Raw genomic sequence first — 14,048 nt, 5'->3', positions numbered from 1 at the left:
TCAAGCTCTATCTCAACAAGGAAGTCGGAGCAATCTATAGCGCCGGCAGCACGTACCAGTCGAACACCATTGCTCAGCGCATTGAGCTACTCGTAGCCGGCTCGGTAGCCGACGTCGTGCTCTACCGGAACGGGGAGGTGTACGTGTCGCATCCCAGGGCCGACGTCGCGGAGCGCATCAAGAAACAGATCGAGGCAATCTTACCGCGCCTCTCAAACGCCTTGCTATCCCAAGAGGTCAAGAGCCGGCTTGCCGCGCGCTATGGACAAGTGCAAGAGCAAACAGCGGGCGCTGCACTTGTGCTAACGGTTGAGGTGTAGCCATGGACCCGAGTGAACACTGTAGAGTGAACACGTTCGTCGAGCGCTGGGAGCCGGCGTGCATGGGCACATACAATAGCATAGCGCTCCGCCGCCAGCACGAGTGCTGCTACGGTTGCCCATGGCACGACCGCTGTGTAGTGATTAGTCCACCGGCAGCGGCAAAAGGGAGGGAGTGAACATGCGATTGCGCGTGATCGTTAGCGAGAACCGGCTGGCATTCTTCATCGAGGACGGCACGTACGAGGAGGCGGCGCCGAAGATTGCCGCGGTAGTCCGCGACCTGAAGGCCGACGGCATCACGTTCGATAGCATATCGGCCGTGGAGCAGCACAAGCATGACGACCAGGAGGTAAGAGTCGATGTCAAGCGTTAACGGGCAACCGGCATGGGTACAGCAACTCACCAGCCGTTATCTCGACGGCATCGGGCATGCGTTCATCCTGCATTTTAGCGTGCGAGACTACGTGCAGCCGGGAGTGCTATTGCACTCCTATCTCGACCAGCTCTTCAAGGATAGCGAGGTCATCGTGCACTATGACCGCGCTGCCGGCCTATCGTTCCCGTTGCCCGGCATGCGCGAGCGCTTCACCCAGCTCATTGGCCTAAGTGATAACATTGACCCCGCCATCGCGGCGCTCCGTGCCGCCAACGGGCAAGCCGGGCAACAAGAGGAGCTGCCGCGCGAGCCCGCACAAGCATTGCCCCTTCTTGAGACGGCACTAAGAACGCCTCAAGGAGATAACCCGCGCCGGCAATGTGTGGTGATAATTGACTACGCTGAAACAATCGTGCCGGCGACCGATAAGGCGGCCATGTCGCCGGCCGATAGAACCGCGCTGGTGACACTTGCCCGGCTCGGCGCCGACCCGCAGGTCGCAGCATCCAATAACGTGCTGATCCTCGTGGCGAACAACATAACTGAGATCCATGCCGACCTGCGCTCGGCTAGCACGAAATACGAGTCGATCCTTGTGCCGCCTCCGAACTACGATGAGCGGCGCGCCTACGTGCAGAGCCTCATCGAGCGCTATAACAATTCCGAGGGTGATGGCGTTATGATCGAGGCCGGCCTCGATGTAGCTGGCCTTACCGCGGGCCTATCGCGCATCCATATTGAGGATACGTTCCTGCGCGCAAACGCCACCGACGACCAGACCGTGACGATTGATCTGATTCGCGAGCGGAAGGGTGATATCCTGCGCAGCGAGTATGCCGACGTGCTGGCGCCCATCGATCCGCGGTTCGGCTGGGAAGCGATAGGAGGCCTAGCCCATGTCAAGAACTTCTTCAATCGCAACGTGATTGAGCCGATCCGGGCTGGGAACCGGCAGCGAGTACCCATGGGCGTGCTAATGACGGGACCGGCCGGCACGGGCAAGAGCGCGGTCGCTGAGGCGGTTGCCAAGGAGGCCGGCATCAATTGCGTACTCCTGAAGCCTGAGAAGATACTTGGCAAGTATCTAGGCGAGGCCGAGCAGAAGCTCGAAAAGGCGCTGCGCGGTATTGACACGCTAGCACCAGTGCTGGTATTCATTGATGAGATAGACCAGAAGGTGCGGCGCGGCGAGGGCGCCAGCGACGGTGGTAGCCAAGCGCAGAACAACGTGTTCGGTAGGCTGCTGGAGTATATGAGCGATACGGGACACCGAGGACAAGTGATCTTCTTAGCCGCAAGCAACCGGCCGGATCTCCTTGATGCCGCGCTCAAGCGACCGGGACGTTTCGACAAGAAGATTCCGTTCCTTATGCCGAACGTAACCGAGCGCATGGATATCATGGCGGCACTTATGCGGAAGGCCGGCATAGGGTATCGCGGCGCGAAGGAAAACGAGATAGCCGCGGTTCTTACAGCCACCGAGGGCTGGAGCGGCGCGGAGCTGGAGGCGCTCGTTGTCAAGGCGCTCGAGATCGCGCAAGATGACGGCTGGGTTGCACTTGACGGCTCTTACTTGCTCAAGGCCGTTGAGCGGTTGTCGCCTAGCACATCGGACGTTGAGTATATGACCATGATCGCGATCCGCGAGTGCAACGACCTTGATCTGCTGCCGGAAGGCTACCGCGATATGTTGCGCGACCGGAACCGACTCGATCAGCGCGTGGAGCAGCTTGCTCCGCGCGGTAGGCGCCAGCTATAGGCGCATAGCCTAATAACCTAATAATCTAACAGGAGGATAGTAACATGACCCCCGATGAAGTGCAGGCAGCTCGCGGCGTAGTTGCGGAGAAGATCGGAGAGTCGGCGGACAAGATCTCCATCCAGCGGCCGCGCTGGATGGAGCTTATGACGCAGGGCGTGATCGTGCAATTGCACCTAGGACGGTGGCGCGCGCAGGAGCAGCTCTCGGCAAAGAGTCTCGCTGAGGAGCTTGGCCTCGACATCACCGACGAGGCGGAGCTTGAGCACATCCGGCAGTTCTTAGCGGTGGGCGCCAAGCGCTTGCTACCCCTCAAGTACATCCATAGGGCCGACGCAATCGACGCGGCCGCGCGCACGAGTCTTGAGGCTTACAGCTACAAGACCGGCTGGGGGCGCTTCGTGCCGGCGACCATGTACGGGTTCTGGAAAGAGCGCAACGCGACGCACGAGGCCGACTACTACAATCTACGCGACGAGATCGTGAAAGAGTACGAGGCCATCCGGCAAGAAGTGATCTCCAGCTATCGCACGCAAGCCGGCGTCGTGTATGACCGCATGACCCGGCTTGGCATGCGGCCGGATGCGCCGCGGGACGAGTTCATCGAGCAGTTTACCGAGCGCGTAAGCGCAAAGATCAGGACGCCGGATGAGATCTACCGCTCGTTCTACTACCGCGTCGAGTTGTCTTACATACCGCTGCCGGCAATGGTTAGCGGCGAGCGCGCCGACCAGCTCTCTACCGAGATGACCGAGTGGGCGACGGCACGGCTAGACCGGGCGGCTCTTGAGGATCGCAAGCGCAAGCTCGATGAGATGAATGCCGATATCCTCGCCTCGTTCCGGGAGCAGAAGGAGGAGCAGGTAGACGCCTTTCTGAAGCAGCTCGTGCGGCAATTGCGCAGCCATGTGTACGAGACGGCCGTGAACGCGCTCGAGAGCATCAAGCGCAATAACGGCAAGCTCATGGCTCGCAGCGCCAACAGCCTCCGCTCGTTCATTGCCACCACGGAGCAGATGAACTTCTACTCCGACCCGGAACTCAACGCGGCGCTCGATGCGCTTGGCAAGGCAATCACGCCGGCAGAGGGGGAGCAAACGCCGGAGCAGATCGAGAAGGCGCTGCAAGACCTCGGCATACTTTGCCGCGCCGTGCTGCTGCAGGTGGGGGAAACGCCGCGCTCAGGGCGTGAGGTTGGTATTGCGGACGTGCCGGATGCTAAGTCACTCCGGGCAACCCGCAAGAGCCTAGGCGTCGACCCGACGGAGAATCCGATTGAGGCACTCGGGCTGGCAGTCCGCAAGAGCCGCCGCTCGGTGGCATAGTAACACGGTGGGGCGCGCATACCCGGCACGCGCGGGAAGAAAGGACAAGGAGGGTTAACCATGGAACGCCGCAGACATATAGCCGACTGCGAACGGGATGCTTACTTGGCGCGGGTTGAGGCCATGGAGCCGGCAGACCTTGCGGAAATCGACGATGAGGGTATCGTCGGCGTGTATAACTTGTGCGTACAGCTTGTGCACGCCGCAATGCAGGGCCGGCCGGATGGCTATTGGACGGGCGACAAGGCGGAGGCCTTGCGTGACCACGTCTTGACCGAGATCGAGCGGCGCGGTATACCGATATCCGACTACCCGTTCATCCGAGCGTGGGGAGCGTTCCTGCACTCAATGCAGTATTACATCGATGATGAAGTGCGTCGCGCCCGCGCCGACGGCGCGCCGCAGCGCGCGATCTACCGCAGCGCGGTGTCCGGCATATGGCATACCATAGATGAGGTCTCCGATCCGAATACCGTCCGGGCGCTCGGCGCGTGGCTTATTGCTCGCGGCATAGATCCGGATGAGGTGCGGTAATGAGCCGCCTATACGTCGTGCGTACCAAACTCTATCCCGGCTTCGATTATGACCGCTACGAGCAAAGAGACCCGAAGACCGGCCGTCGCCTACCAAACCCATACTATCCTCTCGCAGATCAGACTATTTCCCCGGAGGGGAAGCGGCTCGATTCCTACAGTCATATCGTGCTGTTTCGCCAGCCAAAAGAAGCGCGGGAGGGATACTTTAGCGATACATTGTTCGAGCTAACCGACGAACAAGTGCAAGCGTTGCGCAACGATCCATGTGTACTGCAAATCAACCCGGCCAAAGACGGCCGCTTCCGCGACTCCGACGGCCGGCGCATAGTGCAAATCTACGCGGGCGGTACTCGCTGGGAGGACGTGGATCGTGGCTAGCGGAGGTATCTGGGCGCTTGTCTCACGTGAGAGCCATAATGCCGTTTGGCACTACATTCGTCGGTGCTGGCTTGAGAAGTACCCGGTGAAAGTCCGCCGCGGGGCGCTCTGTGGCAGTCCGCCGCCGCCCGGCGGATGGACGATAACGTCCACCGTGCCCAAGTTACTGCACTCCCACATGCGCATCTGTGCGCGTTGTGCTGAGCGCAGAGAGCGACATGAGGTGAGACAAGCGGAGCGAGCGGCGAAAATTTAGGCGTCCTTTACCAAGCGCCTATTGCAATGCCGGCACTATTGCGCTATAATGCCGGCATTGTTGCGCTAGAGACAGACGTACGTTCGGGAGGAGGGCTACTAATGAGTGAAGTGTGGCTAACGGTGATGGCGATCTTGTTGGCCGCAATATCAATCATGTTCATTGCATATCTCGTTGCTGATCTCATACGCAACACGCAGGACTACAGACGCAACCGCCGGGAGCACGAGGCCCTGGCGGCACGCTATGCGCAGCGACGCCTATACATCGTACGGTACTACGGGGGGATCGACCTCCTTGCTGGCGGCCGGGTTACGTTTCTTGATGTTATCGGAGAGCGGCTCGATTACAGACGAGTCGCTTGTTCGTTTACGGAGTACACCGTGGCGCTCGTGGAGTGCGAGGAGGGTAGGGTAGATGAGTTGCGCCACGTGCACGGCGTGGAGATGGTAACACCGGCAACGGATGGCTACTTCCTTGACCACACCCGACACATCACGATAACCGACAACGGCACGCGGTGGACGGAAAGTACTCCGGTCTAAGAAAGGATACCGCAATGCTTGACCTCAAACATAGCCGCGGACTGTCAAAGCGTCGCACAAGGGAGCTAGCTGTACTCCTTCAAGGAGTAGCGCTCGGCATCCAGAGCGTCGCTCTCTCTATGAACGGCCCGGTATCGGTATCGCAGACCCAGCGACTGCGGGAGCTTGCCGATATACTAGACAAGCGCGCATCTCATCTCTTAGATGAGATGGATGGCCGGGTATGATTAGGCGACGTTGCTCGCGCTGCGGCTGCTTCTTGCCTTGGGAGCCCGTATCATACGATACCACGGGATTCATGGTTATCACGCCGCAGGAGTCGCGCGACGGCAATTGCTACACCGTGCCGCTCAACAGCGTCGCCGTGTACATATGCCGGCGCTGTGGCACCCGAACCGAGGTACCTTACTAATGCCGCGCTGGATCTATGTGTCCGACGTCGGTGTGGCGTGGTGGCATGTGGCCCGAGATGGCACTCCGCCGCGAGGGGCGGCATTGTGCGGCCGTCAACCCAATAGCCGCGTCGCCGGCTTGACAAGTCGGATCTGGCGCTTCACCAGCTACGAGCGAGTCAATCCGGCTCTTGTGTGCCCGGATTGCGCGACCATGGTACGTCTCAGGAAGCAGCAACAAGGAGCACGCAATGGCTAACGATCAGTCGGTTCCCCGGCGCAGGCCGAGCCCGGCGCAATACGATCTAATGAAGACTGAGCTTGCCCTTGAGTATACCCCTCGCATATACCCGTGCGTGGAGTGCGGTTGGCCGGTGATAACCGGCTATTGCTGTACCATGTGCGGGAGCGGCAACCCTAGCGGGAGTTAACATGAATCTATGTCCCGGCTCCGGTCACAACTGGTGGGCGCATGATCCGACCGTGGTCGATGGTATGTGGCGCCTGTGCCCGGTATGCAATCAATTAGTACTCGTGATTCAGGGGCGACTTCGTAAGCACGAGCAAAAGGGGGACGAGAGTGCAAAGCGATAGCTGGGATGCAATGAGCAACGAGGCCATGGAGTTTGCGCGCTGGTACGACGCTGAGTTTCCAGACCGCGACATCTTGCACCGCATCGAGTGCGGCCGCGCGTATCACGCCGGGCTAAGCCATGCACAATCAATCAAGAGCGGCCCGCCGCCGATAGCCTACGAGTACAAGTCGCTGCGGACGACCCTAACGCGCCTATTGCCTATACTTCAGGAGCAAGGGAGAGAGGGATGGTTGCTTGTGAGTTACGAGCGCATCTATCAGGCCGGTCCCCCTCCAATCGTCGACTGCGTACTTGCGCGCGCGGTCGCAGAGCCGGCAAAGCCAGCGAAGGAGGTTTAAGTGCCCCTAATCGCCTACATCCCGAAACGCTTCAACGCGGCAACGCGCGCCGTGATAGAGCAAGCGAACGCAATCTGCGCAGACTACCAGGCGCAGGGCTACGACCTCACGCTTCGCCAGCTCTATTATCAGTTCGTTAGACGCGCCCTAATCCCTAACGTAGATACTGAGTACGACCGACTAGGCTCGATTGTCAACGACGCGCGTCTTGCCGGCGAACTCGACTGGAATTACATCGTAGACCGCACGCGCAACGTGCGCAGCCTCTCTCACTGGAGCAACCCGGAGGAGATTATCGGAGCGGTATCGTCAAGCTACCGGCGCTTCAAGTGGATTAACCAGCGCAACTGGCCGGAGGTATGGATCGAAAAGGACGCGCTCGTGGGCGTGATTGCCGGGGTATGCGAGGAGCTTGACGTGCCGTATTTCTCATGTCGCGGCTACGTGAGTCAGTCGGAGGCGTGGTCGGCGGGGCGGCGCTTTATCAATCGCATCCGCGCGGGGCAACGACCTATCGTGCTACACCTAGGCGACCACGATCCGAGCGGCATCGACATGACGCGCGATATCCGAGAGCGCCTGTCCATGTTCTGCGGTACCCAGATAGCCGTTCGGCGGCTAGCGCTCAACATGGATCAAGTGCAGCAATACAACCCGCCGCCCAACCCGGCCAAGTTATCCGACTCGCGGGCTATGGGGTACATTGCTGAGTATGGCAATGGGTCATGGGAGCTTGACGCTCTTGAGCCGGCGGTGATTAGCGACCTAATCCGGGCCGCAGTACTAGAACTCAGAGATGACGTGGTATGGAACGAGGACCTGCAACTAGAGCGCACGGAAAAGCAATTGCTTACGCTCGTATCTGATGAGTGGGGGAACGTGCGCGAGTATCTTGAATCCAACTTCGAGCTACCGTCCCTCGACGGAGATGAGCAACCGGAGGACTAGATGGCGACGTTGCTTGTTTGGCGGTTGGATTATGCCAAAGTGGCGCCACGCTACCCCAGTCAAGGGCGCTGCGATGCACGGTGTTATGATTCGCCGGCGCCGGCTAGGTCGTGTACGTGCGTATGTGGTGGCAAGAACCACGGAATAGGGCTACAGGCGGCCTTAGCGCGCACGCAAGAGCACTTTGAGGAGTGGAGGGAGGAGGCGGAGCGGCATGGCGTGATCCTCGGCCTAGGCCGCGGCGCCCGGCGCTGCCAATTGCCGTTATTCCCCGGTCCTATGCCACGCAAGCGCCGCCGCCGCAAGGAGGTTAACCAATGAACCGAATTCAGATAGCAATATGGCTTGAGTCGACCGCAAAGCTTCAGCGGCAGTATCTCGAGGACTGCCGGCGCACGGCAAACGCCGCGCAACGCTACCCGCTCAACCAGCTCGAGAACATTGCCCTAAGTCTCGAGCAACAGGCAGCGCGACTACGGCAAGAGGAGGGCACAACCGGTGGATAAAGAGAGGCAGGACGAGCCCGAATTAGGTGTACTAGGACACTGGCGCACCGCACGCAAAGCTCATTTGTGTCGGCAATGCTTGACTTGGATCACGCCGGGCGACCGCTATTACGAAGACCTTAGCGCTACCCCGGCGTATCAGACCGGCGAGGCGTATTGCAAGCCGTGTGCCCAAAGATTGGAAAGGAAGGCAACCGGTGGATAAAGAGGTCTTAGCCCATGTCGGCGTGGAGTCGATCTTGCGGGTAAACGATCCCGCATTCACCGTACAGATCTTGCACCGCAAAGCCAAGTCAAAAGGCAGGAAGTACGATAGGCTGCCGGCGGTAACGCTCATCGAGGTTGAAATCACGCGCAAGCCGGGCGGCGCCGTGCTCGATTACAACGAGGCGATTCGGCTTCAAGAGGCGCTTGATTGCGCGCTAGCAAAGTGGAAGGAATGGGGGCTCTAAGTGGCCGGCAATATCGCAATCCTTGTGAGCTGCGTTGTCATTGCCATTATGACCACGTGGCTGCTCTATCTCGAGCGCGGTTGGTGGAGTATTGCCACCGATTCCATGGGCATCACCATGGCCATCGTGGGCTTCGGATTGTCCACGTATGGCCTCGTGCGCACGATCCGATACGCAATTAGAAGGAGGTAAGACAATGAGTGATAGCCTACCAAAGTGCAGCTTCTGCGACGAACGCCCGCGCTGGTTCTTTGTCACCAAACCGTTCGCGGAGGTCTCTCTCTGTGAGGAGGGCCTTGAGGCCACGCGCTACCCCGGCGGGGTGGTTGCCTGCGAGGATTGCGCTCAGCTACTCGAGCAGAAGCAGTTACGCGACCTGGGCTGGCGTGTTATGCAGGCGCTAATGCAAGAGGCGGTTGCTCATGGCCAGCCGCTGCCGGACCCAGAGTCAAGTAAGACCGCCAATCTCGCTCGCTACATTGCCAACTTCGTGACCTCCATGGACACCGCCCGCACGCCGGGCCAACCGCTAGGACTATCCTAATGCCAAGGAGACTACTCCGGAAGGAGATCAACGTATATCTGCCGGCGGCGCGATACGAGGCGTTTCGGGCGCATTGCCAGCAGATAGGCGTGCCGATGTCTGAGCTTGTAAACCGGCTAATCGAGCGCGAGTTGATCGCGGCGCGGCTGGGCGCCGCAGACACGCGGCCTATTGACAGCTCGCCTTGCTAGGGGTATAGTACAGACCGGGCGGCCGAACGCGGCCAATTACGGGCTAAGGGCGGAAAAGTGACAGACCAGCTCGTTGAGGGCGAGCTGGTGGCAGATGATCCTGAGGGCCGAGCAGATGGAGTGAGGGAGGCTGGCCCGCGCTCCATCCCCGCTCGGTTAACAGAACAGGATGCCCGGCAACAAGGCATGTTGCCGGGCTTTGCCACAATCGTCCTCGATTCCTCCGCTAAACTCAAGAAGCAGGTGGCGGGGGCACGGCGCAGTCTAACTGAGGCGTTCACCGTGCCACCGTTTACGGTGCTCGACGCGCGGCAGGGCTATTGGCAATCGCGCAAGCGAGCGTGGATTGCACTAGGCCTGCGCGGTGAGGTTGGCCGCGGCGATGTGCTCCCGAGTGGTGCCTCGAGTGTGTACTCAGGCTCCAGTGAGTGGAGCGGCTTCCGGGGCACGAAACGTGAGGCGCAGCAGGATGAGCGCAAGATGCGCAAGTTCGGCCGCACGTTTGGACAAGACCTTATGCGCGGTGAGCACAAGGTCGGGCAAAATCTAACTTGGGTCAAGGGCGACCGTGAGAACCTTGATGACACCAGCCGCAAGATACTCGCCTCCGGGGCAAAGACCAAAATGGCCTTCTCCCCACCCTCCTCCGATAACGACTACGATTACCCCACCGACATGCTCCTCAAGTACTCCGGTACGAGCATATTTGACCCGGTGCTCTGCGAGCTAGCGTATCGCTGGTTCGCTCCCCTCAACGGGTCAATCCTTGATCCCTTTACCGGCGGCCCAACCCGCGGCTTCGTGGCAAGTTACCTAGGCCACCCCTACGTCGGTATCGACGTCCGCCCAGAACAGGTCGCCGCCAACAACGCAAACTGGACTGAGATTCTAAACACCCTTGAGGTCACCGGCAACAGCGTTGCCGACAAGCCGGCGCCGCGGTGGATGGTCGGCAATAGCCACGAGCTTGATCGGCTTATCACGCCCACCGAGCGCTTCGATCTCGTGTTCACGTGTCCACCCTACTACGACCTTGAGATCTACTCTGAGATGGGCGAGGATGGCTCGACCAAGCAATCATACGATGAGTTTATCTACTGGTACGGCACGATCTTCGAGAAGGCGGTTGGCTATCTTCGTGATAACCGGTTCGTGGTGGTCGTCGTAGGAGAGATACGTGACAAACGCAGTGGCGCCTATCGAAACTTTGTAGGGGACACGATCAACGTAATGCGGGGCATAGGTCTCGAGTACTACAACGAGGCGGTATTGCTCACCGCCGTCGGTAGCCTGCCGCTCAGAGTAGGTAAGCAATTCGGTAAGTGGCGTAAGCTCGGGAAGGGGCACCAAAACGTGCTAGTGTTTTGGAAGGGCGATCTTGGCAAGATTGCTAAAGAGTTCCCGTTGCTAGGCGGGGAGGAGGAGTCGGCATGACTGCGCGAGGCAAAATCCCGGTACAGACACCCGAGGAAAGGGCATTTCACGCGCCTACCGGGCCGACGTCGGCCGCGAGTGACGCTACAGGTGGTCAGACACCAGTAGGCGCCGCGGAGGCACCTTCTCGGCGCGCTCAAATGTTGTACTATCGGTTTACCACAGATGAGGGCACGGAGGGGAGGCTTATCTGGTTATCAGAGCGCGAGGTCGCGCTATTGCGCGGCTTACTAGCGATTGCCGTAAACCACTGGCCGGTCGGACACATCAAGCTGCCGGTTGAGGAGGTGCGAGCCTTACGAGCACGACTCGGAGGGTAAAGGGTCGCCGCTGTGGGCCGGGCTACCCACAGCGGCTGTTCGCCAAGGAGGATTAGTGACCGTATGGACGAAGCACAAGCATTGTAACACGACTCGGGATAGAGCGCAACAAGGAGAATGCAATGGCTATTACCGAGATGCCGAATTGGCGCCGTGCCATGGCCGGTAAGGTGTGCCGGCACTACAACGGCATGTTCAGCAACTATCGCTGCGCCGCCGGCGTCACCTACCGAGAGGTGCAATACGGAAGCTTTAGCCGCTATGGCGCGGCAACGTATCCTTGTTGCACCGGTTGGCCTAACGGAGAGGCGGCCGCGCGCTATGCACTTTGCGAATCAAGGAGCTGGGAATGATCAGCGACCCGATGGCTTTAACTCCGGTCGAGCGGCACGGCGCGCTGTGGGTGAAACGGGACGACCTATTCGAAATAGCCGGCGTGCGCGGCGGCAAGGCGCGCACGGCGTGGGTCATGTGCGAGAAAGTGAGGACCGGCATCACGACCGCCGGCAGCCGGCATAGTCCGCAAGTGAACATCATTGCCCACATAGCGCGCCATCTCGGCGTGCCGTGCCGCGTGCACGTGCCCGATGGCCCACTCACACCCGATCTGCGGCTAGCGCAAGAGGCGGGCGCCGTGCTCGTACGCCATAGGCCGGGGTACAATAGCGTGATCATCAGCCGCGCGGCAAGAGACGCGGCGGAGCGCGGTTGGGAGTACGTGGCGTTCGGTATGGAGTGTGATCCCGCGGTGTACTTCACCGGCCGGCAGGTTGCGAATCTTGACATGGCGTTCCGTCGCATTGTCGTACCGGTGGGCAGTGGCATGAGCCTGGCCGGCATCCTATGGGGCATTTGGGCGAGCGTGTCGGCGGACATGCCGGACTCTCCGCCGGTGCTCGGGGTGACCGTGGGCGCCGATCCGGAGCGCCGGCTGGACAAGTATGCGCCGGTCGGTTGGCGCTACATGTGCAACCTAACGCGCGCAAAGCAACCGTATCACGAGCCGGCGCGCATAACCCAATTTGGCGACCTTGCACTCGATCCGTACTACGAGGCAAAGTGCTTTGATTTCCTCGAGCCTGATGATGTGCTTTGGATTGTCGGCATCCGACAATCGGTTGCCGCACCGGCAAAGGCGGCCCGGAGTGTCTGACTACCAGCAACCGGGATTATTTCCAGACGAGTTAACCGTGGGCCAGCGCGTGCGCATAGGTAACACCGACGTTATCTGGAACAAGCCAGCAATCGGTTATACCGGCGTCATTGTCGATGTCAAGCTCGCGGGCACGGCAAAAGTACCATACTACCATGTCAAACTAGATGAAGCGATAGGCGGCATCCGGACGGGCTGGTTCCGGCGCGCCGAACTACGTCAGGAGAGCTAGCATGCGTTGCCCGAAATGCGAGAGCCAACATATCAGCACGCGCTACAAGCGTGAGTACGGTCAGGAATACCTGCTGCGCACGTGCGGCGGCTGTGGTTACATGTGGAAATCACCGTGCAAGGACGCCAAACGCTACGAGGCGCCCACGGTGTACCGCGGCGTGGGCACGCCGCCTAAGCCGATATACGAGTAACTCGCGCTACGGAGGAGAAAGTGACTGAGGAAACTAGGGCTATTACAGAGTACACCGACCCCAGCTACAATGCCGGCGCCATCGTGCCGTTCATGGCCGGCCGGCTCACACGCGACCAAGTCGAGCTAATCAAGGCCACCGTGGCAAAGGGGGCCACAGATGACGAGCTTGCCTTGTATCTCTACCACGCACAGCGCTACGACCTAGACCCATTCCGCCACGAGATCTGGTGTATACGCACGCGCGAAGGCGACCCCATGACCATTTTCACAGGCCGGGACGGGTATCTCAAGATCGCCATGCGCGACCCCGGTTACGCCGGCATCCAGTCGTTCGTAGTCAAAGAGGGCGATGACTTCGAGATTGATGCTGAGTCAGGGCAGGTGCGGCACAAGTTCCGTGCCGACCGCAACCGGGCCAGCGCGCTGATCCTCGGGGCGTGGGCGCGGGCAAGACACACAGACCGTCCGGATATCGTGTGCTTCGTGGAGTTCTCCGAGTACAACCGAGAGAAGTCGCCAAGCTGGAAGAACAACCCGAGCGCCATGATATGCAAGGTGGCTGAGGTGTTCGCCTTGCGCCGGCAATACAACGTGTCCGGTCTTGTGGCCTATGAGGAGGTTGAGTTGCCGGATCGTGGCGACAATGGCACGGTAGACCGCCGGGCAAACGCCCAGCGCCGGCAAGTAAATCAAGCGCGCGCCGGCAAGCCGATATGCAACAAGTGCAAGAAGCCCGTCGTATCGGTCAAGGTGGGCGATAAGGTCTGGACAGTCGAGCAGATCGTGATCGGGAGCCAAAAACGCTTCAACGAGGTCTTGTGCTACGGCTGCGCGGCGAGCAAAATGAAGGCACCGTCAAGCCAAGAGCCACCCAAGCAAGAGCCGAAACAATCCCCCAAACCCAAGCCCGAGCAAAAGCCGCCGCCGCCGGCCGATAATACGCCACACAATCCCGAACAAGATGCTGAGCGTAAGGAGTTCCAAGAGGCTTGGGAGAACTGGACGGCCATGTACCGGTACGCTCGAGAGATCGGCGTTGAGAACATTGAGCCGGTGTCGTTCCCGGTGCCAATTGCGGAGTTACGCCAGCGAATGGCTGCGCTGACGGATCGCATTAAAGCGCAAGAGGACAAACTCGGTGATGATATAGCCGATATGACCGTAACCGAGGGCGCCTTTAGCGAGGTCGAGGACGAGCCTGTCTTTCCGGATGAGCTACCACTAGAGTAACTCTCGTTATAACCGGGGG

At 59.9% G+C, this 14,048-nt stretch carries 24 protein-coding genes; all 24 read left to right on the top strand.

All coding sequences use genetic code 11. The features are described from left to right. Positions 1-320: hypothetical protein (locus C4542_09830; GenBank protein RJO60382.1), on the top strand; the 320-nt coding region annotated here is incomplete at its 5' end. Positions 321-501: 181 nt separating this feature from the next. Beyond that, positions 502-696 (top strand): hypothetical protein, encoded by a 195-nt coding sequence (locus C4542_09825; protein RJO60381.1) that lies wholly within the window; start codon positions 502-504, stop codon positions 694-696. Continuing rightward, complete coding sequence (locus C4542_09820) at positions 683-2,458, top strand: ATP-binding protein (protein ID RJO60380.1); 1,776 nt, start codon at positions 683-685, stop codon at positions 2,456-2,458. The genes C4542_09825 and C4542_09820 overlap by 14 nt, the downstream gene beginning before the upstream one ends. A 44-nt stretch (positions 2,459-2,502) precedes the next feature. After that, entirely contained in the window at positions 2,503-3,783 is a 1,281-nt protein-coding gene (locus tag C4542_09815) for a hypothetical protein (GenBank protein RJO60379.1), read from the top strand. Positions 3,784-3,843: 60 nt separating this feature from the next. Then, entirely contained in the window at positions 3,844-4,317 is a 474-nt protein-coding gene (locus tag C4542_09810) for a hypothetical protein (GenBank protein ID RJO60378.1), read from the top strand. Next, entirely contained in the window at positions 4,317-4,697 is a 381-nt protein-coding gene (locus C4542_09805) for a hypothetical protein (GenBank protein ID RJO60377.1), read from the top strand. The genes C4542_09810 and C4542_09805 overlap by 1 nt, the downstream gene beginning before the upstream one ends. 357 nt (positions 4,698-5,054) lie before the next feature. Further along, positions 5,055-5,498, top strand: coding sequence for a hypothetical protein (locus C4542_09800; protein RJO60376.1), 444 nt, complete (start codon positions 5,055-5,057; stop codon positions 5,496-5,498). A gap of 14 nt (positions 5,499-5,512) precedes the next feature. Beyond that, the gene (locus C4542_09795) at positions 5,513-5,725 is read left to right on the top strand and encodes a hypothetical protein (protein ID RJO60375.1); all 213 of its coding nucleotides are present in this window, start codon (positions 5,513-5,515) and stop codon (positions 5,723-5,725) included. A gap of 745 nt (positions 5,726-6,470) precedes the next feature. Further along, positions 6,471-6,824 carry a hypothetical protein gene (locus tag C4542_09790; protein ID RJO60374.1) on the top strand — a complete coding sequence of 118 codons (354 nt, stop codon included), beginning with the start codon at positions 6,471-6,473 and terminating at the stop codon, positions 6,822-6,824. Beyond that, positions 6,825-7,772 carry a hypothetical protein gene (locus C4542_09785; GenBank protein ID RJO60373.1) on the top strand — a complete coding sequence of 316 codons (948 nt, stop codon included), beginning with the start codon at positions 6,825-6,827 and terminating at the stop codon, positions 7,770-7,772. After that, positions 7,773-8,093, top strand: a complete 321-nt coding sequence (locus tag C4542_09780) for a hypothetical protein (GenBank protein ID RJO60372.1) — start codon at positions 7,773-7,775, stop codon at positions 8,091-8,093. Beyond that, on the top strand, positions 8,090-8,278 hold the full coding sequence (locus C4542_09775; protein ID RJO60371.1) for a hypothetical protein: 189 nt from the start codon (positions 8,090-8,092) through the stop codon (positions 8,276-8,278). The genes C4542_09780 and C4542_09775 overlap by 4 nt, the downstream gene beginning before the upstream one ends. Beyond that, on the top strand, positions 8,271-8,483 hold the full coding sequence (locus C4542_09770; GenBank protein RJO60370.1) for a hypothetical protein: 213 nt from the start codon (positions 8,271-8,273) through the stop codon (positions 8,481-8,483). The genes C4542_09775 and C4542_09770 overlap by 8 nt, the downstream gene beginning before the upstream one ends. Continuing rightward, a complete protein-coding gene (locus C4542_09765) occupies positions 8,476-8,730 on the top strand; it encodes a hypothetical protein (GenBank protein ID RJO60369.1) in 255 nt (84 codons plus the stop codon). Before C4542_09770 ends, C4542_09765 begins: the two co-directional genes overlap by 8 nt. Beyond that, complete coding sequence (locus C4542_09760; protein ID RJO60368.1) at positions 8,731-8,922, top strand: hypothetical protein; 192 nt, start codon at positions 8,731-8,733, stop codon at positions 8,920-8,922. Positions 8,923-8,926: 4 nt separating this feature from the next. Further along, positions 8,927-9,274, top strand: a complete 348-nt coding sequence (locus C4542_09755) for a hypothetical protein (protein ID RJO60367.1) — start codon at positions 8,927-8,929, stop codon at positions 9,272-9,274. Beyond that, positions 9,274-9,465, top strand: a complete 192-nt coding sequence (locus C4542_09750; GenBank protein ID RJO60366.1) for a hypothetical protein — start codon at positions 9,274-9,276, stop codon at positions 9,463-9,465. Before C4542_09755 ends, C4542_09750 begins: the two co-directional genes overlap by 1 nt. 57 nt (positions 9,466-9,522) lie before the next feature. Further along, positions 9,523-10,899 (top strand): hypothetical protein, encoded by a 1,377-nt coding sequence (locus C4542_09745; protein ID RJO60365.1) that lies wholly within the window; start codon positions 9,523-9,525, stop codon positions 10,897-10,899. Then, a complete protein-coding gene (locus C4542_09740; protein RJO60364.1) occupies positions 10,896-11,219 on the top strand; it encodes a hypothetical protein in 324 nt (107 codons plus the stop codon). The genes C4542_09745 and C4542_09740 overlap by 4 nt, the downstream gene beginning before the upstream one ends. 122 nt (positions 11,220-11,341) lie before the next feature. Then, entirely contained in the window at positions 11,342-11,572 is a 231-nt protein-coding gene (locus tag C4542_09735; GenBank protein RJO60363.1) for a hypothetical protein, read from the top strand. Next, positions 11,569-12,372, top strand: a complete 804-nt coding sequence (locus tag C4542_09730) for a pyridoxal-phosphate dependent enzyme (protein RJO60362.1) — start codon at positions 11,569-11,571, stop codon at positions 12,370-12,372. Before C4542_09735 ends, C4542_09730 begins: the two co-directional genes overlap by 4 nt. Beyond that, the gene (locus C4542_09725) at positions 12,365-12,604 is read left to right on the top strand and encodes a hypothetical protein (GenBank protein RJO60361.1); all 240 of its coding nucleotides are present in this window, start codon (positions 12,365-12,367) and stop codon (positions 12,602-12,604) included. Before C4542_09730 ends, C4542_09725 begins: the two co-directional genes overlap by 8 nt. Position 12,605: 1 nt before the next feature. Next, complete coding sequence (locus tag C4542_09720) at positions 12,606-12,797, top strand: hypothetical protein (GenBank protein ID RJO60360.1); 192 nt, start codon at positions 12,606-12,608, stop codon at positions 12,795-12,797. A 20-nt stretch (positions 12,798-12,817) separates the two neighbouring features. Beyond that, complete coding sequence (locus C4542_09715; protein ID RJO60359.1) at positions 12,818-14,029, top strand: hypothetical protein; 1,212 nt, start codon at positions 12,818-12,820, stop codon at positions 14,027-14,029. The last annotated feature ends 19 nt before the right edge of the window (positions 14,030-14,048 follow it).

The sequence above is a fragment of the Dehalococcoidia bacterium genome (assembly GCA_003597995.1).
GTDB lineage: Bacteria > Chloroflexota > Dehalococcoidia > Dehalococcoidales > UBA1222 > SURF-27.
The sequence above is the reverse complement of the archived record's forward strand: the minus strand, read 5'-3'. Positions and strand labels throughout refer to the sequence as shown.